A 21,593-nucleotide genomic window follows, 5' to 3' on the forward strand; every position below is an offset into this window, starting at 1 on the left:
GCTTGAATGAGCGCGGGCGCCCGAGTTGCGTCCGCAGTGTGGGGCGTATGCCCCGCCTGATCCTCCTGTCCGATGCCTGCCGCCCTGACGGTGAGCCGCGCGCCGCGCTGCTGATGCCTGGGTGCCGCCTGCCGGTGGTGTTCAGTTCCGTGTCCGCGGCCGTGGCTGCGATGGATCGGAGGGCCGGACGATGAAAAATCGCAATCTCACGGACGTTTCGATCGGGGAGGCTATGGCTTCGATCGGGTCCGAGCGTCGGACAGAGATCGACGGCCGCCCCTTTGTTACCTGCCATGATACCGGCGTGATTTTCGCCAATGTGGCGTACGCCGCCGGAATGAGCCGGACAGAGGCGCGTCGTCATGTGATCGGTTGCGCGGCCCAGCTTCTCTATGCCGCGTTCGTCACGGGGCAGGCTGGCCGTGCCGAGGCGCATCAGATCATGCGCGATGCCCTGGCCGGCGGCGAGTTTCGCCTGGAGGAACTCTATCGTGGGGGCGGCCATGTGCCGGGGCGCGCATGATGGACAACGTCCTCCAGACAAAGCTGCCGATGCCCTACTTGGCCAGCGGGAAAGAGGCGCCGTCGGATATCGTCCCCGAGGGGATCATCCACTGGGGCGTAGTTTCGCATCTCTGGGTGTTGGAAATGGAAAGTGACGACGGGCCGGTCTATGCGCCTTGCGTAGTCTTCTTCGACGACACCTGGTCAAAGATTGGGCCTGTGTCATCGCTGGAGGCGGCGCGGCAGACCTGCCATCGGTGGGCGGCGATCCATGACAGCACAGTCCGGGACATGGCGCGCCCCCGTCGGCAGATCATGTCACAGGCAGAAGCCACCGTCGATATCGAGCCGTCCGAGCTTGATGCGGATCTTCCGGGCGACCCTTGGTCCTATGATGAAAGGATTGATCGCTTTCGCCTCAATCTCGTCGCCCTGGGCATTAATATCGCCAATGACGTCCTCGGAGAAGATCGATCTCTCGCGCAATTGGTCGATGCCCTCGGCCCGGCTCTGACACACATTGAGAGCATCTTTCGAGCGTGTGGCGTGATCCAGCCTCATTATGTGGCGCCGTGGCTAGCTCGGGTTCGCGAGGCTGCAGTTTTCTGGCTGACCGAAATGGATGCGGTCGATGCCCTCGAAACAGACGAAGACCTTGGCCGGTCTATGGCGGACGAAGTGCGACGGGGCAACGTCACCCTGAACGAGGCCCTTTCGCGTTTGGCCGACGATATTCTCGATTACTACAAGTATCAGGCTGCGCAGGAGGCCCGGAAGGAAAGCCCGGCGTCGCGTGCCAGAACGGCCATGAAGGCCGGCGCAGACCGGCTGACCTATTTCGCGACCGACGTCCTGGTGCGGCAGGCGATGGGAGGCCTGGAATGAGCGCCTCCACTCCCCGCCTCGACTTCGACCACATCAACCGCGCCGCCGTTTCCGTGCTGCCGTCCCTTCTGGCACGTTGGCTGCCCGACGGCCGGCGCCAGGGCCACGAGTGGGTGGCGCGCAATCCTCGCCGCGGCGACCGCTCGCCCGGCTCTTTCAAGGTCAACATGAATAACTGCCGTTGGTCCGACTTCGCGACCGGCGATCGCGGTGGCGATCCCGTGTCCCTGGCTGCCTATCTGTTCGACCTGAAGCAGGGGGAAGCCGCCCAGCGGCTGGCCGTCATGCTTGGCCTGGGAGGTGAGGCATGAACGCGGTGCCACCCAATGCGCCAGTCACCCTGCCGGCAGGAATTCCTGCTGACCCGTTCCAGCCACTGACCCCGACTGAGCGGCGGAATGCAGCGTCCGCTGGCGGCAAGGATGAGGTTTGGGAGCCGATTTCCCCGGCACCGTCCGAGCCGGAGTTGCCGCGCGGGGCCTCGGCCATATGGGTCTATCGCGACGAAGAGGGCCGGCCGCTTTGCGCCCGGTTCCGCGTGGATCGTGAGGACGGTGGGAAGGACATCCTGCCGCTGACCTATGGACGTCGGGTCTGGATCGATCGGACGGGCCAACGTCGGGATATCACCGGCTGGCATTGGAAACAGGCGGCCAAGCCTCTGCCGCTATACGGTCTGGATCGGCTGGCGGCCCAGCCTGATGCATCCGTGCTGCTGGTCGAGGGCGAGAAGACGGCGGACGCGGCCCAGCGCCTGTTTCCCGACTATGTGGTGATGACGTCACAGGGCGGTGGAAAGGCGGTCGGCAACAATGACTGGGCACCGCTGGCCGGGCGCGAGGTGACGATCTGGCCGGACAACGACAAGCCAGGCTTGGCCTATGCGGACTCCGTCGTCGCGGCGCTGCGTGAAGTCGGTGCGCGCGTCATCAAACAGGTACAGCTACCGCCCGGACTGCCGGATGGCTGGGATGTGGCTGACGATGTGCCGGAGGGGATCGCCTCATGGAGTGAGGACCCCGAGCCGCTGCTGACCGCACTGAACCGGGCACAGGTTGCTGCTCCGAATGTCACGATGCCCAAAGGCTATCTGATGAAATCGAACGGCCTCTATTACCGGCCGGAACAGACAGGGGAGGATATTAAGCCGGACATCTGGATATCGGAATATTTCGAAATTATTGCTGAAACAAACGACGGAGATGGATTCGGCTGGGGCTTATTGATCCGTTGGTGGGATAGAGACGGAAGGATGCATGAGTGGTCGATCCCAAAGAGGATGGTCCACGGAGAAGGAAAAGATATCGCCGGCGATCTGGAAGATGCCGGTCTGAATTGTTCAATTGCTGCGACACGTCTTCTTCGTCAGCTCATTGCTTCAGTCCGCACAATAATCCGACTGAGGTGTGTCGATCGGGCGGGCTGGCACCGAACCGACGACGGGCACGCCTTCATCCTGCCGGGTGGCTTCACCATCGGCGGCGGCCGACGCTCGGTCGTGTTCCAGTCCAGCCGGGCCACTGTCGGGCGCGAGTTCACGCCCGGCGGTACGCTTGCGGACTGGCAGAAGCAGGTGGCAGCCTATGCGGTGGGCAACAGCCGGCTGGCCCTGTTCTTGTCGGCCGCCTTCGCTGGTCCGTTGCTCGACATCATGGGGGAGCAGTCGGGTGGCATTCATCTTGTCGGCAAGTCCCAGTCCGGCAAAAGCACGGCCGCGTTCGTGGCGGGCAGCGTGTGGGGCAAGGGTGATCGTGACGGCCAGATCCGGGCATGGCGCGGCACCGCCAACGGGCTGGAAGGCATCGCCAGCGAGACCTCCGACACGGTCCTGATCCTGGACGAGATGGGCCAGGCCGAACCGCGCGAGGTGGGCGAGATCGCCTACATGCTGGCGAACAATACCGGCAAGCAGCGCGCTGGGCGGAATGGCGATGCCCGGGCGCGCAAGACATGGCGAGTTCTGTTCCTTTCGACCGGCGAGGTCACGCTGGCCGCCAAGATGGGCGAGGCCGGCAAGCGCGCCATGGCGGGCCAGGAGGTGCGCCTGGTCAATGTTCCCGCCGATGCGGGCGCGGGCATGGGCGCCTTCGAGCAACTGCACGGCATGCGCTCGGCCGGCGCGTTGGCGGACCATCTTCGGGTGGCGTCCCGCACCTTCTATGGGGTGGCATCGCGGCACTTCCTCGACGCGCTGGTGCGGGACCGGGCCGCCGATCCGAAAGCACTGGAAGCGGTGATCCGTGCCATCCGGTCGCGGTTCGAAGAAGCGTATGTCCCGGCCGGCAATGTCGATGGGCAGGTGCGCAGTGTCGCGGCCCGGTTCGCCCTGATTGCCGCGGCGGGCGAGATCGCGACCGACTATCGCGTGCTGCCTTGGGCGCGGGGTGAAGCCATGAAGGCTGCCGGCGTGTGCTTCCAGGCGTGGCTGTCCGAGCGTGGCAGCGTCGGGGCCAGCGAAGACGTGAAGGCGATCGAGCAGGTCCGTGCCTTCATTGAGCAGCATGGCGAAAGCCGGTTCACCAACCTGACTCCCGATCCCACCACAGGGGATGACCGGACGGACGATCGGGTCCGGACCATCAACCGCGCGGGCTTCAAGCGGCGTGTGACCACCCAGGATGGAGGGCGCTGGGAATACCTGATCCTACCGGTGATGTGGAAGACGGAAGTCTGCAAGGGATTGGATGCCGCGAACGTCGCCAAGGTGCTGCGTGATGCCGGTTATCTGACCCCGGGAAGTGACGGCAAGGGGGCGCGTGTCGTGAAAATCCCCGGCGAAGGGCCGTCCCGCGCCTATGTGGTGAGCGGCAGCATCATGGGAGGCGACGATGCGTGAGATCGCCGCGCCCACGCCGGGTCATGTCATTTTTGGGTGTAACCGGTGTAACCGGTGTAACCAGCGCGCGAAGGTCGCAGAAAACTGCCATTTTTCTGATATGGAACCGGTTACACCTCGTAGAGGGCGACGTGTAACCGGTGCAACCGGGGCCAGCCATCCCAAGGTGGTGGTTACACCGGTTACACCCATCCTTCTGTCCGGTGTAACCGAAAAATCGGCGGTTTTCTGCGCTGGTTACACCGGTTACACCGGTTACACCGCTTTTCATGATACCCGGTGGGGAATCGGCTCATGGTGAGCCCAAACCTCCAGCGCTGGGCGTCCGATCCGGAGCCTGTCGTGGTGTCCCACGACACCGCGCCGGCTGCCTCCGCTCCAGCACCGATACCCTCCGCTGATCCCATCGACCTGTCGGCGGTGACGGACGACGAACGCCGCGCCGCCCTGAGAAGTCCGGCATACGCGCTGCTGGCCGAGGCAGCCCATTACGGGGTGCGGGTTCTGGTCGATGCAGGCCGCCCCCGCTTGTCGGGCAAGCTGACGCCCGAGGCGATCGAGGCGGAGTTTCCACAACGGCTGGCGCTGTGCCGCCGGGACGTCGCGATCGCCGCCGACAGTCTGGAGCACGGATGGCGCGTCGCCTGGTCGGACGTGGAAGGCCGTCTTCACCTCCTGTCGCCTCACGAGGCGGAGCGGATCGACGTCACACCATTCTTGATCGAAGCGCGCTCACACCTGCGCTCGCCGCCATGGGTCGATCCGGACGGATTGCCGGTGCCGGATGGCACTGTCTGCCGTTGTTGCCGGGGCACGACCTGGTGGCGCGAGGCAGTCGATCCCCAGGGATGGCGCTGCCGGAACTGCCACCCGCCTCTACCGGAAATCTCGACCATCACGTCCGAACCATCACATCAGAACCTGGAATTCCGAGCATGACGAATCAGCCCTACCGTACCGCCAACGCCATTCCTGGTATCGTCGCCGACCCCGCCGCGCTGGCGCCCGACGCCGTTCGTTGCCTGTGGGCGCGCCCGATTGATGGCAGGTTCCTGCCCAGCGTCATCTTCAGGGACGGCACGGATTGCCCGCTGGCCTGCGCAATGGACGAACTGCACGCCCGCCAGTTCTGCCAGCGCATCAGCGCCATTCACGACTGGCCGGTGATGGACCATCGTCCCAAGGATATCGGCCCGGAGGTCGCGGCTGAGAAGATCTGGGCCACGATGCCGCCGGAATACAAAACGCGGATCGATGACCAGACCTGCGTGAACATGGAAGGCATCGGATTCATGATGGCCGACATGTGCCGGGAATACCGGCTGCCGCTGGGCGTCGCCATTCACCGCATTACCGAACGGGTCGGAAGCTTCATCGCCGCGATGGTCGACCAAGGCGCCATGACCGACGAGGACGGCAAGGAAAACGCCAGGCGCGCCGCCGAAGGAGCCTTCGCCCGCCTGAACGAGATCTACGCTGGCGAGGGTCGCGGCCCAGATCTTGCCACTGTCACCCCTGATACGCTGGGCGTGATGTTGGCCGATTACCACCAGAGCAAGAGCAGCTCCGATGACCAGTTCCAACATGGGATGATTGCCGCCCTGACGATCGCACTGACTGTCTGGACCGGCAGGGGCGAGAGCGAGCCTGTGGCCAAGGCCAGGGCGGACGTGACGATGGACGCTGCAATCCGGCATTGGTTCCGGCTGAAGGGTAAGGCGGTGGCCGGGTGAGTGGAGAGCGTGGCTCTCGCCGGAAGCAGTGTTCTGACCAAATAAAAGCCTCGCAGGAGAATGACGATGCTCAATATCATTATGACACGACCCGATGGAATGAGTCCTGACAGCATTGCGGAGGCAGAAAAGGTCGGTGCTGATTTTGCAGAAAAATGTATTGCGCTGAGTTTTTCATTCGAAATGTTTAGCCATGGCCTGACCAGAGAGGCCGCGATCGAAAGGGGATTTTTCTTGGGGCAACGGCAGCCTCAGCAGTTCGCGGAATATAGGGAATATCTCATTTCGGTGTCTGCCATGAGACGATGGAGATATCTCATGCAAAGGGCATTGCCAGGGATGGGCAGTGCCTGACCCAATAGTTTGTGCAATATAGAGCATTCAACTTGAAATTTTCTATTTTTCAGTTAGATTGTTTATATTGGGCATAGGCACCGCCCATCATCCGAACACGGAATCCCATGGCGGGATTCGTGCGCGAGAACAGGTGCCATGTCCGTTCAGAAATTCGCCAATAGACCTCGACTTTCCCTCAGCCGGCCGATTTCACCCGAAACGGCGCGCTTGTTGCAGGAATCATCGGGTTGCGCGGTTTCGTCCCCTCACCAAATCCATGATGTCGGCAAGAATTTCCCTGATGCCCGGAGGCCACGCCATGCGGGACGAAACGCCCTGGCAGACTATGCCTATCTGCATTTCCTGATTCCTAACGCCCACACCAAAGGTGAATGACTGCGATGTCTGATAATCCCTTCGAAGCTTACGTCTATGACCCCATGCCGGTCATCAAGGCCAACAATGAGGCAGAGACTGCGGCGGCAGCCATCAGGCAGTCGAACCAGGAGACGGCGGCCAAGCAGATCGCGAATCAGCAGAACATGCTGATGCTCGCAGCCCGCCAGCAGGCCATGGCGGTTCCTGGGATGCAGGGCGCATCGCAGCCGAATGCGCTGGCGTCCTATGCACCACAGGCCGGCGCTCCCCAAGGGGCTGGGCAAAATCCCCTGGCGCAGGTGGCTGCACAGCAAGGCGCTCCAGGGGCGCAGTCGGGACAGCAGCCCGGTTCGTCCTACACTGGCAATCCTCTGGGCATGGTCGGCGCCAAGGCGGATGACAATGGCGTCATGATCGGGCCTGCCGGAACGGTTCATTTCCCCAGCTATGGCGGCCGAGAGGTCGATGGCTTGTCCCTGCCGCAAGACCAGTACTGGGGCGCCATGTCGCAGGCAGACTTCGGGAAAGCCTTGAACGACGCCGGCACCGCGCGCGATCACCGCAATTATCAGCGGGCGGCACAGGCCAATACGGATGGCGCCTGGAACGCCGCGATCGCTGACGGAGTGAAGGCCGGTGACATCTCTCCATCCATGGGGGAACGGCTCTATAATCGACCGGAATACCGGGCGATGATCCTGAAGTCTTACGCCGGGCCCGATTCCGCGCTGTCGTATAGCGCGGGCCTGACCCGCGATGGGATGCGCGAGGACACAACGACCGGAACGCCCGTGGCAGCGCCGGACATCGTCGCGGCCCAGGCGGCGCAGAAGGGTACGGTGGCCGGAGCGGAAGCGCGGGCGCGGGGGGACCTGGATACCACCTCCCTGACCGTGAAGAACAAGGACGGCACCTATTCGCCGCAGACCATGACCAAGAGCCAGGCGGCCGATTATCTGCGCGGGCAACCCGGCGCCGCGCCGTCATATTCGGCAGCGATCACCGGGTGGGAGAATGCCGGGGGCAATCCGGCTCAGGCCAACACAAGCGGGCCCGGGGGAACCTCGACATCAACGGCGGTCGGCAATGGTCAGTTCACGCGGGCAGGCTGGATTCAGGATGTCCGCGAAATGCGGCCCGATCTGGCGAAGGGCAAGACGGATGCCGAGATCGCGGCCCTACGGACCGATCCGCAGATCAGCGGTCAGATGATCGAGGCCCGCGCCGGCCGCAATTCTCAGCGGTTTTCCGAGCTTGGCGTGCCGGCGAACGCGCCCACCCTGGCGCTGGCCCATCGCTATGGCGCCGATGGCGCGGCCGCGATCCTGCGCGCCTCGCAGCAGAATCCGGGCCTGACGTTGCAGCAGGTGCTGCCGGCGGCAGCACAGAAGAACCCGGCGCTGGCCAGCCTGACGGTCGGGGGCATCGTTGGCGATGCCGGCCGCCGATTCATGATGGTGCAGGCGCCTGGCCAGCAGCCGTCGGGTGGCCCGGCCGGAAGTCCCGATCAGGCGGCGGCCGCCGGGCAGGATGGCGGCGCCGCGATGCCGGGGATTGCCGGGATGCCGCAGCTTACGCCGCAGGCGCAGAAGGACCTGGAGATCGCGACAGCCCGGACCAAGGCGCAGAATGACGCGGATATCGGCTTGATGAAGGATTACCGGTCTGACCTGACGAAGCAGTCCAAGGCGGCGCAGAGCCAGAACTTCCTCATCGATCAGATGAAGGACGAAATGCCTGGCTGGACATCAGGGCCGAACGCGGCGTCTGTCGGGAAGATGAATGCGGTGCTGGACGATATTTCCCAGCGCCTGGGGTATGGCAAGCCTGACCCCGGCCTCGGTCGCTATCAGGATTTCGTCAAGAACGAGAAACAGGTTCTTTCAGCAGCGGTTCATATGAACAATCAGGCTGGTGGCTTCCACATCACGCAAGCGATGGAAAGTGGCAGCCCCAACGCCTCGATGTCGCCTACGGCCCTTCGTGACATGTTCTCGCAGATGCAGGGCATGAACGACTGGCTGATGGCGAAGGAGCGCGCGGCATCGAAATTCACCGGAAAGTCGGATGATTTCGACAGCGACTGGAACACCGCCGTCTCGGTAGTGCCGTTCATGCTGCGGCACATGTCGCCTGACCAGCGCGCATCATTTGCCCAGCGCCTGACCGCCACCCCGGAAGGACGACAGGAATGGCGGTCGATCGTCGGGCAGGCCCAACAGATCGGCGACAATGGCACCCTCAACTGGAGAACGCGCTGATGCCCTGGTATGATGATATCCTGGCGCTCGACCAGAAATATGGTGCCGGCCCATCCCCGGCGACAGCATCGGATGCGGCCGCGCCTGTCCCCACCGCGGTCTCCACGCCCACGAGTGGCACAGAAGACCTTTCCGGCTGGGCTGACCCGGTCTTTGGCGCGCAGATGATGGCGCTGGACCGGCAGTACGGCAGCGGCGCGCATGCCTCAGCGGCAACGACATCGGCGCCCCAGGCGTCCGCCCCTGCTGCTGCACCATCCGGAACCGGAAAGAACATCGCCGTGGGCATGGTCGAAGGAGCGGGCGACGCCCTGAACGTGCTGTCCGATCCGTTCGGGAACCTGATCGGGCGCCCCCTGGCGACTGTCGGGGTGCTGGCGCATGATCTGGTGGCCCCACACTTCGGCGGCAAGGCGTTCACGCCGCAGGAGCGTGCCGAGCTTCTGGATGACGGCGGCGACCAGGTTGGCACGCGGGCGGTGAATGCCGGCGCGCGTGCGATTGGCGCGCCCACGCCCGATCAGGTGTCACCTTCGACAGGCGGCGCGGCGATGGCGCGGGACCTCACGCGGGCGGCGACGGGCGCCGCATTGCTCGGGCCCGGGGCCGGCGTGCGAGGGGCGTTGGGCGATGCTGTCGCCGGCGCGGCCGGGATGGCCGGTGGTCATGTGGCCGACCAGGCAGTCCCCGAATCCTCGATCTGGCGCCCAACAGCGGAAATGGTCGGGCAGGCCGCCGGCGTCGGTGCGGGGGCTGGCGGTATCGCTGCATCGCATGGCGTGGGGCGCGCCGTTTCCGATGCCGGGCGACTGGCGATGGAGGGAACGCCGCTCACGCGCAGGGAGCCGATCGTTGACCCCGCGACTGGGCTGCCGGTCAGCGCCGGGCCCGATGGCGCGCCGCGCACCGCCAGCCCGTGGGTGATGCAGACCGCCGCGCGGGAATATGCCGCCAAGGCGGGGAAGTCTCCGGCGGAACTGGCCGACGCGATTCCCGAGCAGCCCAGCCCTCTGCCCGGCGCGATGCCGACGACGGGACAGGTGACCGGAAACACGGCTGCCCTGGCCTATGAGCGCAAGCTGCGCGGCCTGGATTACGGACGGGCCGCGTTCACGGATGCTGAGGCCCGGAACAACACCGCGATCGGCGACACACTGAATGGGCTGGCACCGGCCGATGCCGGGAATGCCATGCGGGATTTCGTGCGGTCGCGGCTGGATGCGCTGCACCGCCAGGGCGACGACGAGGCAGCCGATGCGCAGGGCACGGCAGAGGCCGCCCGGGACAAGATCGGGGGTACCGATCAGCCGATGAACTATGGCCAGGCGATGCAGGAGCATATTGCCAGCCATTTTGCGCCCGCCTTCGCGAAGAGCGATGCCGAGATCGCCGCGGCGCGCGAGGGTGTCGGACAGGGGCTGGATGCGGTCGGTGGTAATCCGGACACGACCGATGTGCAGGCGTTCGGGCGTCAGCAGCGCGACCCGATGGTCGGGCAGAGGCAGGATCTGAAGGCACAGGCAAAGCAGATCTATGACGCGATCGATCCCGAGGGAAAGCTGATGCTGGACGCCTCGGCGATCGGCAGGATGGCAAGGCAGATCAAGGACGAGGAAATCGGGCTGGGCGGCGAACTGTCGGCACCGGAACATGCGCCCCTCGCCGGCGCTGCCGTCGCCAGCGGGGTCTTTCCGTTCAAGCGGGTGCGGGAACTGGCGAGCAATGTCGGCCATGCGTTGCGCACCATCCGGGACAGCGAGGGGGTGGAAGCGCCGGCCTATCGCCGGATGTCGATGCTGCAGGACGCGATCCATGGGACGCTGAGCGATGCAGCCGGCGAACGGGCGGCCAGTGATGCCGAGGCAGTGGCCTCTGGTCGGATGGCGCCCGAGGATTCTATCATGGGGCACCTTCAGGGAGATACTGACGCTCGCAATGCCGCAGGACGAACCGCCGCACCACTCCAAACTGACGTCGTCCCTGCCGCCGGGGGAATCGCTGGCAGCGGCAATCCGAACGCGCGGGCTGCCAGGATGGGATCACGAATCCTTCCTGCGGGATCTGGAGAGGAAGTACCGCAGGCTTGGGGATCTGGTGCTGCTCAGGGAGATCAAGGCCTATCGGAAGCTTCTGGCGGAGGGGAAGGTCAAGCCGCCGCCGTAGGAGCGCATGAGGCGATCCACGGCACGACGCCGGCCGCAGCGGCGGCGGTGGCGCAGATGACCGATCAGCCGCAGCTTCGGGCCAATTTCAACGAGGCCGCCCGGCTGGCACTGCGCCGGGCGAATGTGTTCTACCGGAACAATGTGATCCCGTTCCGCGAGGGCGCCGTCGGCAGGGTGATGGCCTCCGGCCCCAATGATGGTTTCCGCCTGGCGTCCAGCGCGGTGCCGGCCGCGCTGTTCGTCAAAGGGCCGGCCGGCGCCGAAGCGGCTGACAGCCTGATCAGGGCGACGAAATCGGTCGAGGCGGCGCAGCAGGTGCTGGGGGAAGGGCCTGCCTATTCCCTGCGCCTGGCAGCCGAGAAGGACGGAACCCTGAGCGCGGCCCCAGTATCGGAAATGGATGGCTGATTACAGGCCGATCCTGGACAAGTTCCCCGACCTGCGGGCCCGGTTCGAGACGCTGGGGCGTGCGCAGGCGGAACTGGATGCGGCCCAGACGCGGCGCCGGGATCTGGAGGCGCGGTATCCGCTGAGCAGCTTCGGCTCCTATGCGGATATCGCCACGCATAGCTGGACCACGGGCCCGAAGGGCGGCGAGGCCGTCCAGTCCTACCTGAAGAACACCGGCAGCACGCCGGCGGCGCGGGAAGTGCTCAGGGACTTCGCGGCCAGCACATTGCGCCAGGACGCCCTGAAGGGGGGCGAGTGGAGTGAGGCGGCCTTCCAGGGCTGGAAGAAGAAATATGGCCCGGCGCTGGCCAAGGTGCCGGAGCTTGCGAAGCAGGTGGAGACCTTTGCCGATGCGCAGAGGGTCGTCGGTGCGGTGGCGGATCAGCAGAAAGCGCGCCTGAAGGCGTTTCAGGACAGCGCGGCCCGGCATTACCTCAACAAGGCCAGCGAGAACGTGGACCCGCAGGTGGGGATCAGCAGGATCATGGGATCGGACAACCCGGCCCGTGAGATGGCGGACCTGAAGCGCCAGGCCGGCGGCAATGACGCTGCCATGGATGGCATCCGGCGCAACCTGGCGGACTGGATGCTGGCCAAGGCGCAATCCACGACGGAATCGGGCACATCCGGCCGGCCCGAGATGAAGAAGAACGGCTTCCAGGCCATTCTTCAGCAGCCGAAGAGCCGGCGGGCGCTGGAGCAGATCCTGACGCCGTTCCAGATCAAGAGCCTGGAGAAGGTGTCGGAGGCTATGGACCTGCAAGCCCGCGGGTGGAGCGCGGTCAAGATCCCCGGCAGCCCCGGCACGGCGGCGGACCTGCACGCCCTGCAGTCCATGCGCAGCGGCCCGTGGTCAACGCTGGCGCTGGGCATCCTGGGCGAACGGATGGCGGAGCACGGAGCGGCCCTGGCGAACCTCGGGGGGCCTATGGGCGCGGTTGCGTCGGTCGCCGTTCCGTTCGGCGCCATGGCCGCGAAGGTCGCCCATGCGGCGGGCTATCGCCGGGTGCAGGATGCCGCGACGGACATCGCCCTGAACCCCGAACTCGCCCGCTACTGGCTGCGCGAGGCGGCGAAGAACCCGAAGGCACCGATCATGAAGCAGGCGTTGGAGCGGCTGGCGGGCGTGTCGGGGATAGGGATCAGTCAGGACCAGGACAAACGATGACAGAGCAGCAGCGGGACAACAGCGGGGCCCTGTTCCTCAACAGCCGGCGCCAGTCCGACAAGGCGCCGGACTATACGGGCACGCTGGTGGTGAATGGGCAGTCTCTGGAAATTTCCGCATGGGTTAGGGATGGCCGGTCCGGCGAGTTCTTGAGCCTCAAGGTTCAGGAGAAGCGGCAGACCCCTCCGCGATCGGGGGCGCGAGGCAGCTATCCGCGGCGCCCGGGGCCGCGGGAAGTTGAACGCGCGGAAGCTGATCGGGCGAAAATGTTGCGGGGGCTGTGATGGTCGAAATAGACCGAAAGTAGACCGAAAATGGCGGATTTTAGAGGAAAGTAGACGGAAATAGAGCATGGCTGAAGGGCGCAAGACCGGCGGACGAACGAGGGGAGTGCCGAACAAGGTGACGGCCAATGTGCGTGCGATGGCGGGGCAATACGGCCCCGAGGTTCTGGAGCGTCTGGCGTGGCTGGCCCTGAACGGAGAATCGCACGCGGTGCAGGTGGCAGCCGGTAAGGAGATCCTCGACCGCGCCTATGGCAAGGCAAAGCAGGTCACTGAGATTGAGGGCGGTCCAGCGCCGGTTTATCAGGTGGTGATAAGCTGACGAGAGGGGCGGTCGGCGCAAACCACGCACCGCCGCCGCTGCCGACGCACTCCCCGCGGAACATGCCGATCTCGGGATCGAACTGGATCACGGCCCGCTGGCCGCCGATGGGCATCGTGTTCATCATGAGGGGCGATCCGGTGATGCTGTTCGATCAGTCCAATAACCGGTCCACGCTCACGCCCAACGTGGCTGCCAGCTTGGCAAGCGTCGCCGCGCTCCCCGGCTTTTTCCCTGCCTCGATTTCATTGACGTAGCTCTGCGACACGCCAGATGCGGCCGCCAGGGCTTTTTGCATCAGGCCCGCGCGTTCGCGCCAGATGGTCAGGGCTGGCACATCCTCCAGCACCATGCGCTGCGTCTCCGCGTCCGTGTAGGCATGTGCGCGTGCGTTGGTCTGTTCGGAGCGGCGAATGGCGTTCAGGTCGCTCCTGTCATCCAGGCGATCAAGGATGGCCTCCCAATCCGCCCGGTTAAGGGTGATCGTCTCCGGCGTCTCGGAGATGGGTGCGATGTGGTTCATTCGTAAATCTCCCCTCTCTTGCCTATCCGGATGACCTCGATGGTTGTTCCGGTCTGGCGATAGATGGCGCGCCAGTCGCCTTTCCGCAGCCGCCAGTAACCCGGCGCCCCCTGCATCTCGGTCACGAAGGACTGGCGTTGGGGGTAGCGATCGACGACCAGACGAAGCGCCTCCATGATCCGCTTGGCATCGGCCTTGGGCAGTCCCTTGAGGTCGCGGAGCGCGGCCGGTTCATAGATCAGCTCCATACGGGAATTATCGCTGATAGCGAATTTTAGATCAATATCTTTGTTGTCCGCACCAATCCGTCCCCGTTCGTATGCGTTTGCCTCTGTTCCAATAGGGCTTGCCCCAGCGGAACATTCGAAGCGGAACAGATTTGTGTTCCAATAAAATACCGTTTGATGTTTTGGAACAGATCGCCGAAGGAACAACCCATGCGGATCGGATACGCGCGAACCAGCACGACGGATCAGGAGGCAGGGCTGGCCGCCCAGCGGAGGGACCTTGAAGCATTCGGTTGCGACTGGCTGTTCTCGGAGCAGGTGTCGGGCACCCTCACCGTCAGGCCGGAACTGGAAGCGGCCATCGACTATCTGCGCCGGGGTGACGCGCTGGTGGTGTGCAAGCCGGACCGCCTGGCGCGATCAACGGCCGACCTGCTGGCGTTCGTGGAGCGCATCAAGGCCAAGGGGTGCGAACTGGTCATTCTGTCGATGGGCGGCCAGACGCTGGATACCAGCAGCCCGACCAGCAAGCTGATGCTGTCGATGCTCGCGGCGGTCGCCGAGTTCGAGCGTGACCTGATGCTGGAGCGGCAACGGGAAGGGATCGCCAAGGCCAAGGCGGAAGGGCGCTATCTGGGGCGGAAACCCACCGCGCGGGCACAGGCCGAAGAGGTCCAGAAGCTGGCAGCGGAGGGGGTCAGCCCCACCGAGATCGCCAAGCGGCTGGGGATCGGGCGGACGTCCGTCTATCGGTGCCTGGGAAAGGTCGCAGCCTGACGATTGTCCGCAGGCGTCCGTGGCCGTCCCTGGCAAGCCCCGTTTCTAAGAGGGGTAGCAAGAGGGGTAAATTTCCGACCTCTAGCCTAATATTCTGATTTTACAGCGTGTTTTTAATTGAGATGGTGGAGGGGGTTGGATTCGAACCAACGTAGGCGCACGCCAGCGGATTTACAGTCCGCCCCCTTTAGCCACTCGGGCACCCCTCCGTGTGGGAAGGGTGGTTAAGGCTATCCGCGGGGCATGTCAATGCCCTGTCTCCATATCGTGTCGCAACGGCGTGACGGGGGCGGTGGTTCGGCCTATATCGGGGCCATGCGCACCCGCCCCCCGCGTTGTCCCGACGCACGATCCACCCCGCGTTCGCCCGGTCGGGCGGAAACAAGAAGGCCCCCACGACCCGGGCTTCGCCCCCGGCCTCGGGTACATCCCCGGGCGCGGCCCCGGGCCGCCAGGGGCGGCGCGGCGGCGGCGCGGCACGCGGCGGCCCCCCGCGTGGCACCTACTGGCTGTACGGGCTGCATCCCGCGCTGGCGGCGCTGGGCAACCCGGAACGCCGCATCCGCCAGATCCTGGCGACCGAGGACGGCGAGGCCGCGCTGCGCGAGCGCCTGAATGCTCCCCTGCCGATGCAGCCCCACCGCACCGATCGCGCCCGGCTGGAATCGCTGTGCGGGCGCGACGCCGTTCACCAGGGAATCGCGGTCCTGGCCGATGCGCTGCCGTCGCTGGCGATCGAGGACGTGACCGGGCGGCCCGGCCCCCTTCTGCTGCTGGACCAGGTGACCGATCCGCGCAATGTCGGCGCCATCCTGCGCTCCGCCGCCGCCTTCGGCGCCGCCGCCGTGGTGGTGATGGAACGCAACGCGCCGGACGAGACCGGTGCCCTGGCCAAGGCCGCGTCGGGGGCGCTGGAAATCGTGCCGCTGGGTGCGGTGGTGAACCTGGCCCGCACGCTGGACGCGCTGAAGAGCCTGGATTTCTGGGTCGTGGGGCTGGATGCCGGCGGCGGAATACTGGACGGCACCAGTTTCGGCCAGCGGCGTGTGGCGCTGGTCCTGGGGGCCGAGGGCGACGGGTTGCGCCGCCTGACCCGCGAGCATTGCGACGAAATCGCCGGACTGGCGATGCCCGGCGACATGGAAAGCCTGAACGTCTCCAACGCCGCCGCCGTCGCCCTGTACGAACTGATACGGCGCGGAAAGGCATAATCTTAAAATCGCGCTTACCCCGCTGACCTCGCCGCCGGTCCGTGGCACGGTCTGCCGATGCAGCAGAGATGGAGATCCGGAATGAAGCCTGCCCTGCCCATTCTCCTCGCAGGGTGCGTCCTGCTCGCCGGCTGCGCGGATACAGGTAGCGAACAGGACGGCGCCCGCTCTCATGGTCTGGCCAACAATGCCCACTATGTCCGCGACTTCACGGTCGCGGCCGGGCACCCCGGCCTGCTGGGCAACTGGTTCTCGCTGAATCCGGATTGTTCGCTCGCCGGCTATCCCACCGTGCGGCTGCTGTCGCCGCCCGCCCACGGCACCGTCAGCATTGCGCAGGGGTCGTTCTATTCCGACTATCCGGCCGGCAACCAGCGCCGGGCCTGCAACACCGAACCCCGACCGGGCGTCCAGGCCGTCTATACCCCCGCCCCCGGCGCCATCGGCCCGGACGAGGCCACGATCCAGGTCATCTTCCCGCGCGGCCGCGCCTGGACCACCACCTTCCACGTCACGATCCAGTAGGGAGCGACAAGGGGAACGGGCCTCATGACGGAAAACCCACCCACGCTGAACGGCAGTTGCCTGTGCGGCGCCGTGACCTATCGCATCGACGGGGCGCCGCTGGATTTCGTGCTGTGCCATTGCGGCCGCTGCCGCAAGACGACGGGGTCGTCCTTCGCCGCCAACCTGATCGCCCGGCCCGCCGACCTGACCTGGACCTCCGGGCATTCGACCACGGGCGGGCACGCGACCACGGGGCAGCCGGACGGCGTCGCGCGCTGGGACCTGCCGACGGCCGCCAGCTTCGCCACCGCGACCTGCCGCGTCTGCGGCACGCCGGTCCCGCATGCGACCCGCAACGGACGGCTGATGATCGTTCCGGCCGGCACGCTGGATTGCGACCCGGGCCTGACGCCGCGCCGGCAGATCTTCACCGCATCCAAGGCCGGCTGGTGCATCGATGTCGAGGACCTACCCGCCGAATCGTGACCGGACGGGCCGCCCGGATCACCGGTCGCCGGCCTGTGCCGTGGCCTGCACCGGGGCCGAAGCCTGTTCGAACCCGTAGCCCAGGGCCAGCAGCGTGGCCTCGGACCACGCGGGACCGATGAAGGACAGTCCGACCGGCAGCCCCCGCACCTGCCCCATCGGCACGCTGAGGTGCGGATAGCCCGCGACCGCCGCCAGCGACCCGGCCCCCGTCCCATCCCCGGGGCGGTCGCCCAGCACCGGGTCGGTCATCCAGGCCGGCCCGATCGTGGGCGCGACCAGCGCGTCCAGATGATCATGCGCCAGCATCGCATCGATCCCCTGCGCCCCCGCCAGCCGCCGCGCCGTGTCGCGCGCGGTCGTATAGGCGGGGTCGGACAATGCCGGCGCGTCCTGCGCCCGTTCGAACAGATCCTGCCCGAACCAGGGCATTTCCCGATCGGCATGCGCGCGGTTGAACGCGATCAGCGCCGGCAGGTCACGCACCGTCACCGCCGCCGGGGTATGGGCCAGATAGGCGTTCAGCCCGGCGCGAAATTCGGACAGCAGGACGGTCAGTTCCGGCCCGTCGATCGCGGAGGAATCGAAGGCGGGAATATCGACCAGGATCGCGCCCCCGTCGCGCAGCCGCGCCAGCGCCGCCTCGAACAGCACCCGCACGTCCGGATTGCCGCCCTGGGCGAAGCGTATCACCCCGATGCGCCGGCCCCGCAGCGCGTCGGGCCGCAGGCCGGCCAGATAGTCCGCATGATGCCGGTCGGCCGCCGCCGTCGCCGGATCGTCCGGGTCCGATCCCGCGATGACGCCCAGCAGCAGGGCGGCGTCGCGCACCGTGCGCGTCAGCGGCCCCGCCGTGTCCTGGCTGGCGGAAATCGGCACGATCCCGCTGCGCGACACCAGCCCGACGGTGGGCTTCAGCCCCACGATCCCGTTGACCGAGGCCGGGCATGTGATGGACCCGTCGGTTTCCGTGCCGATCGCGGCAGGGGCCAGCCCGGCCGCCACCGCGACGGCGCTGCCCGCGCTGGACCCGCATGCGGTCCGCGCCCGGTCATGGGGATTGTGCGTCAGGCCCCCCACCGCACTCCATCCGCTGCTGGCGTGGGCCGAGCGGAAATTGGCCCATTCCGACAGATTGGCCTTGCCCAGCACGATCGCCCCCGCCGCGCGCAGCAGCGCAATCACCGGCGCATCGCGATGCGAGACATTGCCCGCCAGCGCCAGCGACCCCGCCGTGGTCGGCAGGTCGTCCCGCGTTTCGATATTGTCCTTCACCACGATCGGCAGGCCGTAAAGCGGCCCCGGCACCCGCCGCATCCGCGCCAGCGCGGCGGCCTGCTGCGCCGCATCGGGGTTCAACGCCAGGATCGCATGCAGCCCGCCGGGCCCCGCATCGACCTGCGCGATACGCGCGCTGTAGCGGCGCACCAGGTCATCGGGCGCCAGCCGCCCGGCATGCATGTCCGCCACCAGACCGGCGGCGCTGTCGGGCGCGGCCCGCGACAGGCCGGGCGCGCAGACCGCCAGCGTTGCGGCCAGCGCCGCGACAGGTCCCGTTTTTTTCGGAAGACGAAAACGCGAGAAGACTTCGGTACCCGACACAGCGCCCCTGGATGTCATTTCTGGAACTGCCCCAACCATGTCACCAGCAGGCCGGCCAGGGCAATCCGCGCATCGGAAAAGCTGTGGTCGGTATCCAGCGTCCGGGCTTCCAGATGTGTCGCACCATCCTGCCGCGCGGCCCGGGCGGCGGCGGCGGACATGAAGCCGATCCCGCGCGTCGTGCCGATCAGCGCCAGGGGCCGCCCGGACAGCGCCGGCATAGTCGCGACCAGATCCAGCGACGGACCGGCATGCGCCACCTCGGCCATGATCTGGTCCGCGCTGGTGCCCGTCAGCGGCGGCAGGTCCCCGCGCACTTCACCGACCAGGAACGCCTCGCGCTTTTTGGGGTCGGAAAAGCCGCGGCCGATCGCGGCAAAATCGGCCGGATCGATCAGGAAGGCGCCGATAACACGCGGATCGTCCGCAGCGGTCCGCGCGGCGACGATCCCGCCCAGACTGTGCCCGGCGACGGCTATCCGCGACGGGTCGATGGCGAATTGCGCGATCACCTGCGGCCGGCGCAGATACGCCAGCGCGCTGGCGGCATCCTGCACGCAATGGTCAAAGGAAAAGCGGCCGGGACTGTCCCAGGACCCCCGATAATGGAACGTCAGAACATTCCACCCCGCACGCCGCGCCGCCTGCGCCAGGTCCAGATTCTGCTCGTTGCCGGGAAAGCCATGGAGCAGCAGCAAGGTCGGATGCGACCGCGCACCGGCCGCGCTGTACATCACCGCATTCAGCGCGCCGTCCCCCGACGGGATGACGAAGGCGGTCATCGCCGCCGGATGCGCGTGATCGACGGGCGGATCGGTGGTCACCGCAGCGGGCGGCGGCGCCGCCAGCGCCATGACGGGCGCCACGAGCAGAAGCGAAAACAGCATCCGTCGCATCAGTACACTCCATCCCCAGGCATAAGCAGCCTGCCTCCGACCCGAGGCAGGCGATGATCGAGAAAAAAAACTGACGCCGAACGATTTTTTTTCATCGCGCGGTGCGGAAGCTTTTCTCCTGACAGCCCTTTCCCGCCGGGTATTCACCCTATACTGCGGTCGAGATGGAGTAAATACTTCGAAAGAATCGGTAGCGTGCAGGAAACGAGGTTCTCCCGCGCCCGCCCGCCAACCGGGAAAACGCGCCAGCCTGTCAGTTGGGCCTGGACATGCCGTTTTCATGCGACGGCGCCATCATCATGCCGTCATGGCTCATCGACTCTCCGGACATCGCATTCTTCTCCATGCCGTGGCGGGTCGTGTCCGCATGTTTCCGCATGGCGTCTTGGGACATGGCATTCGGTGCCATTTTGTCATGCGACATGGCATTCCTGGCCATGCCGTCATGCGCCATCGCATCGCGCGACATGCTGTCCTGCGCGACTGCCGTACCGACGACGGCGATATTGGACCATATTGCGGCGGCGACCATGAGATGACGAATGGACATGAAGCTTGCTCCCTGATTGAAAAAATCTGCATGGAGACGGACATTTCCGTCCCACTGTTTTGTTCTTCGCCCGTACGGGTCCGAAGGTTACAGAGAGCGAATTATTTTACGATCCGCCGAACCAGTCATACCCCTGATCCTCCCAGTAGCCGCCGGGAAAGCGGTTCGTGACAGTGATCGCCGCCAGATATTTCGGATTCTTGTAGCCCAGCTTGGTCGGGATCCGGACCTTCATGGGGGCGCCATAGGCCGCCGGCAGCGCGGCATCGTCGAAATCCAGTACCATGATGGTCTGTGGATGCAGGGCCGTCGCCATGTCGATGCTGGTCGAATAATCGTCGAAACAATGAAAATCGACGTATTTCGCCCGCAGATCGGCCCCGACATGCTGCAGGAACACCGAAAGCGGCACGCCGGACCAGCAGCCGATCGCGCTCCATCCCTCCACGCAGATATGACGCGTGATCTGACGCTTCTGCGGCAAGGCGCGGAACCGCGCGAGCGACCAGGGACGCGTGTCCGTGACCAGACCCGACACCTCCAGGCGCCATTGCGCCGGATCGACCGTACGCACCTCATCCTGCCCGTAATAGGCATTGAACGGGAAAGGACGCGTGATCCGCGAGGCATCGAACTCGCGCGCCAGGCGATGCCGGCTGAACAACAGCGCCTGCGCGCGATCGGTAAAGTTCATCACCCGCGCGAGCGCACGTTCGACCGCAGGTTCGTCATCCAGCACGCAGCCCGACAACATGGCAAGCCCCCCGAGCGACACCATGCCCTTCAGCATCAGTCGACGCTCCAGGCGGCGCAATTCCGGCGCGATGGCCGCGCGATCCAGGTCCGGCCGCTTCATCGGGCTGCCTCCGAATCATGCGGCACTGGTCTGCGGCCGAACACCATGCCGAACAGGGTCGACGGCACGATCAGGGCAAGCACCACGTGGACGATCAGGAACCCGACGATCAACGCCATCATCGTGAAGTGAACCCGGCGCGCGATGTCGTAGCCGCCGAACAGCCAGGTCAGCCATCCAAGCTGCACGGGCTTCCAGATCGAAAGGCCCGAGGCCACCGTCAGGGCGGCCACGATCAGCACGCCCGTATAGAGCAGCCGCTGTACCGCGTTGTACCGACCGGGCATGTGAGACAGCCGGAAGCGCAGCGCAAGACCCATGTCGCGGCCGATAGCGCGCACGCCCTGCGGTCGCAGGTCGCGCCGGAAATGGCCCGAGACGACGCCATACGCCACGTAGATGACACCTGCGCCCATCAGCGTCCACATCGCCGCGAAATGCCAGGCGATCCCGCCGGCAAGCCATCCCCCCAGGGTCATCCAGGGCGGAAAGGTGAACGGCAGGATGGGCGAGGCATTGTAGATCTGCCACCCGCTGCCGATCATGGCGAGCATCGACAGCGCGCCGATCCAGTGGGTGATCCTGATGACCAGCGCGGGCGTGCGGCGAGGTCGGGGCATCTGCGGGCCTCCTGGA

23 protein-coding genes, 1 tRNA gene and 1 pseudogene are annotated in these 21,593 nt (G+C 65.8%); 16 read left to right on the plus strand and 9 right to left on the minus strand.

Annotation, left to right across the window (positions count from 1 at the left end):
* Window positions 1-190: 190 nt before the first annotated feature.
* The 12 genes from GDI_RS17020 to GDI_RS19880 all read left to right on the plus strand — a co-directional run bounded on the left by GDI_RS17020 (window position 191) and on the right by GDI_RS19880 (window position 13,322).
* Window positions 191-523, plus strand: a complete 333-nt coding sequence (locus GDI_RS17020; RefSeq protein WP_041249572.1) for a hypothetical protein — start codon at window positions 191-193, stop codon at window positions 521-523.
* On the plus strand, window positions 520-1,389 hold the full coding sequence (locus tag GDI_RS18670; protein ID WP_012228282.1) for a hypothetical protein: 870 nt from the start codon (window positions 520-522) through the stop codon (window positions 1,387-1,389). Before GDI_RS17020 ends, GDI_RS18670 begins: the two co-directional genes overlap by 4 nt.
* Window positions 1,386-1,700 carry a hypothetical protein gene (locus GDI_RS17030; protein ID WP_012228283.1) on the plus strand — a complete coding sequence of 105 codons (315 nt, stop codon included), beginning with the start codon at window positions 1,386-1,388 and terminating at the stop codon, window positions 1,698-1,700. The genes GDI_RS18670 and GDI_RS17030 overlap by 4 nt, the downstream gene beginning before the upstream one ends.
* Complete coding sequence (locus tag GDI_RS17035) at window positions 1,697-4,225, plus strand: DUF927 domain-containing protein (RefSeq protein WP_012228284.1); 2,529 nt, start codon at window positions 1,697-1,699, stop codon at window positions 4,223-4,225. The genes GDI_RS17030 and GDI_RS17035 overlap by 4 nt, the downstream gene beginning before the upstream one ends.
* Before the next feature lie 294 nt (window positions 4,226-4,519).
* The gene (locus GDI_RS17040) at window positions 4,520-5,164 is read left to right on the plus strand and encodes a hypothetical protein (protein WP_157871074.1); all 645 of its coding nucleotides are present in this window, start codon (window positions 4,520-4,522) and stop codon (window positions 5,162-5,164) included.
* Window positions 5,161-5,958 carry a hypothetical protein gene (locus GDI_RS17045; protein ID WP_012228286.1) on the plus strand — a complete coding sequence of 266 codons (798 nt, stop codon included), beginning with the start codon at window positions 5,161-5,163 and terminating at the stop codon, window positions 5,956-5,958. The genes GDI_RS17040 and GDI_RS17045 overlap by 4 nt, the downstream gene beginning before the upstream one ends.
* 66 nt (window positions 5,959-6,024) lie before the next feature.
* Window positions 6,025-6,312, plus strand: a complete 288-nt coding sequence (locus tag GDI_RS17050; protein WP_157871075.1) for a hypothetical protein — start codon at window positions 6,025-6,027, stop codon at window positions 6,310-6,312.
* 383 nt (window positions 6,313-6,695) lie between these two features.
* The gene (locus tag GDI_RS18675) at window positions 6,696-8,933 is read left to right on the plus strand and encodes a hypothetical protein (protein ID WP_157871076.1); all 2,238 of its coding nucleotides are present in this window, start codon (window positions 6,696-6,698) and stop codon (window positions 8,931-8,933) included.
* Window positions 8,933-11,506, plus strand: a complete 2,574-nt coding sequence (locus tag GDI_RS17060) for a hypothetical protein (protein WP_041249574.1) — start codon at window positions 8,933-8,935, stop codon at window positions 11,504-11,506. Before GDI_RS18675 ends, GDI_RS17060 begins: the two co-directional genes overlap by 1 nt.
* Window positions 11,499-12,716, plus strand: coding sequence for a hypothetical protein (locus GDI_RS17065; protein WP_012228296.1), 1,218 nt, complete (start codon window positions 11,499-11,501; stop codon window positions 12,714-12,716). Before GDI_RS17060 ends, GDI_RS17065 begins: the two co-directional genes overlap by 8 nt.
* On the plus strand, window positions 12,713-13,000 hold the full coding sequence (locus GDI_RS17070) for a hypothetical protein (protein ID WP_041249575.1): 288 nt from the start codon (window positions 12,713-12,715) through the stop codon (window positions 12,998-13,000). The genes GDI_RS17065 and GDI_RS17070 overlap by 4 nt, the downstream gene beginning before the upstream one ends.
* A 67-nt stretch (window positions 13,001-13,067) precedes the next feature.
* Entirely contained in the window at window positions 13,068-13,322 is a 255-nt protein-coding gene (locus GDI_RS19880; protein WP_050935090.1) for a hypothetical protein, read from the plus strand.
* 19 nt (window positions 13,323-13,341) lie between these two features.
* On the opposite strand, the pseudogene GDI_RS20550 reads toward GDI_RS19880, so the two are convergent.
* From GDI_RS20550 to GDI_RS17085, 3 genes and pseudogenes are all read right to left on the minus strand, one after another.
* Window positions 13,342-13,449: pseudogene (locus GDI_RS20550) on the minus strand (toxin-antitoxin system HicB family antitoxin); the annotation flags it as partial.
* A 27-nt stretch (window positions 13,450-13,476) separates the two neighbouring features.
* Window positions 13,477-13,845 (minus strand): helix-turn-helix domain-containing protein, encoded by a 369-nt coding sequence (locus tag GDI_RS17080; protein ID WP_012228307.1) that lies wholly within the window; start codon window positions 13,843-13,845, stop codon window positions 13,477-13,479.
* Window positions 13,842-14,093, minus strand: coding sequence for a type II toxin-antitoxin system RelE family toxin (locus tag GDI_RS17085; RefSeq protein ID WP_012228308.1), 252 nt, complete (start codon window positions 14,091-14,093; stop codon window positions 13,842-13,844). Before GDI_RS17085 ends, GDI_RS17080 begins: the two co-directional genes overlap by 4 nt.
* Before the next feature lie 189 nt (window positions 14,094-14,282).
* Here GDI_RS17085 and GDI_RS17090 point away from each other — a divergent pair, with 189 nt between their 5' ends.
* Window positions 14,283-14,849 carry a recombinase family protein gene (locus GDI_RS17090; protein WP_012228309.1) on the plus strand — a complete coding sequence of 189 codons (567 nt, stop codon included), beginning with the start codon at window positions 14,283-14,285 and terminating at the stop codon, window positions 14,847-14,849.
* Window positions 14,850-14,972: 123 nt separating this feature from the next.
* On the opposite strand, the gene GDI_RS17095 is transcribed toward GDI_RS17090, so the two are convergent.
* Window positions 14,973-15,058: transfer RNA gene (locus GDI_RS17095), tRNA-Tyr, on the minus strand.
* Between the two features lie 126 nt (window positions 15,059-15,184).
* On the opposite strand from GDI_RS17095, the gene GDI_RS17100 reads away from it, so the two are divergent.
* The 3 genes from GDI_RS17100 to GDI_RS17110 all read left to right on the plus strand — a co-directional run bounded on the left by GDI_RS17100 (window position 15,185) and on the right by GDI_RS17110 (window position 17,053).
* Entirely contained in the window at window positions 15,185-16,060 is an 876-nt protein-coding gene (locus GDI_RS17100; RefSeq protein ID WP_231854150.1) for a TrmH family RNA methyltransferase, read from the plus strand.
* 81 nt (window positions 16,061-16,141) lie between these two features.
* The gene (locus GDI_RS17105; protein ID WP_012228311.1) at window positions 16,142-16,585 is read left to right on the plus strand and encodes an Ig-like domain-containing protein; all 444 of its coding nucleotides are present in this window, start codon (window positions 16,142-16,144) and stop codon (window positions 16,583-16,585) included.
* Window positions 16,586-16,609: 24 nt separating this feature from the next.
* Entirely contained in the window at window positions 16,610-17,053 is a 444-nt protein-coding gene (locus tag GDI_RS17110; RefSeq protein ID WP_012228312.1) for a GFA family protein, read from the plus strand.
* 18 nt (window positions 17,054-17,071) lie between these two features.
* Here GDI_RS17110 and GDI_RS17115 read toward each other — a convergent pair whose 3' ends face one another.
* From GDI_RS17115 to GDI_RS17135, 5 genes are all read right to left on the minus strand, one after another.
* On the minus strand, window positions 17,072-18,673 hold the full coding sequence (locus GDI_RS17115; RefSeq protein WP_157871077.1) for an amidase: 1,602 nt from the start codon (window positions 18,671-18,673) through the stop codon (window positions 17,072-17,074).
* Complete coding sequence (locus GDI_RS17120) at window positions 18,670-19,551, minus strand: alpha/beta hydrolase family protein (RefSeq protein ID WP_012228314.1); 882 nt, start codon at window positions 19,549-19,551, stop codon at window positions 18,670-18,672. The genes GDI_RS17115 and GDI_RS17120 overlap by 4 nt, the downstream gene beginning before the upstream one ends.
* A gap of 253 nt (window positions 19,552-19,804) precedes the next feature.
* Complete coding sequence (locus GDI_RS17125) at window positions 19,805-20,101, minus strand: pentapeptide MXKDX repeat protein (protein ID WP_012228315.1); 297 nt, start codon at window positions 20,099-20,101, stop codon at window positions 19,805-19,807.
* A 106-nt stretch (window positions 20,102-20,207) separates the two neighbouring features.
* Window positions 20,208-20,957: a molybdopterin-dependent oxidoreductase gene (locus GDI_RS17130; protein WP_012228316.1), complete on the minus strand. Its 750-nt coding sequence runs from the start codon at window positions 20,955-20,957 to the stop codon at window positions 20,208-20,210.
* Complete coding sequence (locus GDI_RS17135) at window positions 20,954-21,577, minus strand: cytochrome b/b6 domain-containing protein (protein ID WP_012228317.1); 624 nt, start codon at window positions 21,575-21,577, stop codon at window positions 20,954-20,956. The genes GDI_RS17130 and GDI_RS17135 overlap by 4 nt, the downstream gene beginning before the upstream one ends.
* Window positions 21,578-21,593: the final 16 nt, after the last annotated feature.

It is taken from the genome of Gluconacetobacter diazotrophicus PA1 5, from assembly GCF_000067045.1.
GTDB classification, from domain to species: Bacteria; Pseudomonadota; Alphaproteobacteria; order Acetobacterales; family Acetobacteraceae; genus Gluconacetobacter; species Gluconacetobacter diazotrophicus.